1 protein-coding gene is annotated in these 1,237 nt (G+C 60.0%); it reads right to left on the bottom strand.

Annotation, left to right across the window (positions count from 1 at the left end):
• The gene (locus D4Q52_RS25945) at positions 1–1,149 is read right to left on the bottom strand and encodes an IS4 family transposase (protein WP_119859471.1); all 1,149 of its coding nucleotides are present in this window, start codon (positions 1,147–1,149) and stop codon (positions 1–3) included.
• Between the last annotated feature and the right edge of the window lie 88 nt (positions 1,150–1,237).

Below are 1,237 nucleotides of genomic sequence, written 5' to 3'. Positions count from 1 at the left end.
TTAAATTTGATCAATACTGAGGCTCAACTGTCGCTGATCTTTGATGGTCGGCGGCGGTTTGAGCAGGGCGTCGATCGATCGTCGATGCATCAGGTTGGCGCGGATCAGGCGAGTGAAGGCGAGCAGGCTGTCGACCACGTTTTGAGTGGCGTGGGCGAGGCGCAGCAGCAGGAAGGCGATCAGCGCCACGGCGATCTGAATGCGCACGGCGTTCTCCGATGTGCCGAGGAAGTGCTTGATCTTCATCGTCTGTTTCATCCAGCGGAAGAATAGTTCGACCTGCCAGCGCCGCTTGTAGAGCGCGGCGATCTCGGTAGCTGGCGCGTCGAGATCATTGCTGACGATGCGCAGGATCGTGCCGGATTCAATGCGCACACGAATCTCGCGGACCGGCGACTTGAAGGGATTCTCGCGGCTTGCTGCGAGGCGGCTGGGCAGATGCCCGATGCAGTCGGAAAGGATTGCGTCGTCCTCGACCGGGTTCTCCGTCACGTCGCTCAGCTTGGTGTTAGACTTGAGCCGGGTGACGATGCGGCAGCCCGCGTGATCGAGCTGAGCCCACCAATCATAGCTATAATAGCCCAGATCGTACACATAGGTCGCGCCGGCCTCGATCTGCAGGGTCTTGGCGACGGTGATGTCGTTGACCTTGGCTGGCGTCACGATGGCGTCGGTCGGGTGTTCGCCATTCGCATCGTAGACGATGTGCAGCTTGGCGCTAAAGACGCCTTCGGAAAACTTGGCCCAATCGGCGCTGAGTTTGCTGAGCCGCACACTGGTCGAATCCACCAGATACACCGCTTCGCCAACATCGCGTCGCAGCCCGCGCCCGACCCGTTGCACCAGTTCGGCGAACAAGCCGGCGAAGACTGCGGCCGGCCGTTTCGAATTGGCATCTGCGAGCGTCGAGCGCGATACTGCTTCAGCGCCAAGATGATAAAGCCGGTTTCGATGGCTGGCGAGACCGCCTTCGATCTCGCGCAGGCTCTGAGCGCCGGACAGTTGGCCGTACAACAGCGCGATCAACTGATCCTGCGTCGACAGTCGCCGCACCCGGGCATCGGCGCCGTGCTCACTCACCAACCGGTCGAACACGTGCCACGGCACGTGCTTCAATATCGCATGAAATACGCTATTGTGGTGTCGCATGGCGTGGTCCTCTCCCGTGTCCCGAAACGTTGCCAGACGCTCGGAATACAGAAGAATCAACGCCATGCGCTTTGTCCACTAAAACTAA

The organism is Rhodopseudomonas palustris, from assembly GCF_003591005.1.
In the GTDB taxonomy this organism is placed as follows: domain Bacteria; phylum Pseudomonadota; class Alphaproteobacteria; order Rhizobiales; family Xanthobacteraceae; genus Rhodopseudomonas; species Rhodopseudomonas palustris_K.
The sequence above is the reverse complement of the archived record's forward strand: the minus strand, read 5'-3'. Positions and strand labels throughout refer to the sequence as shown.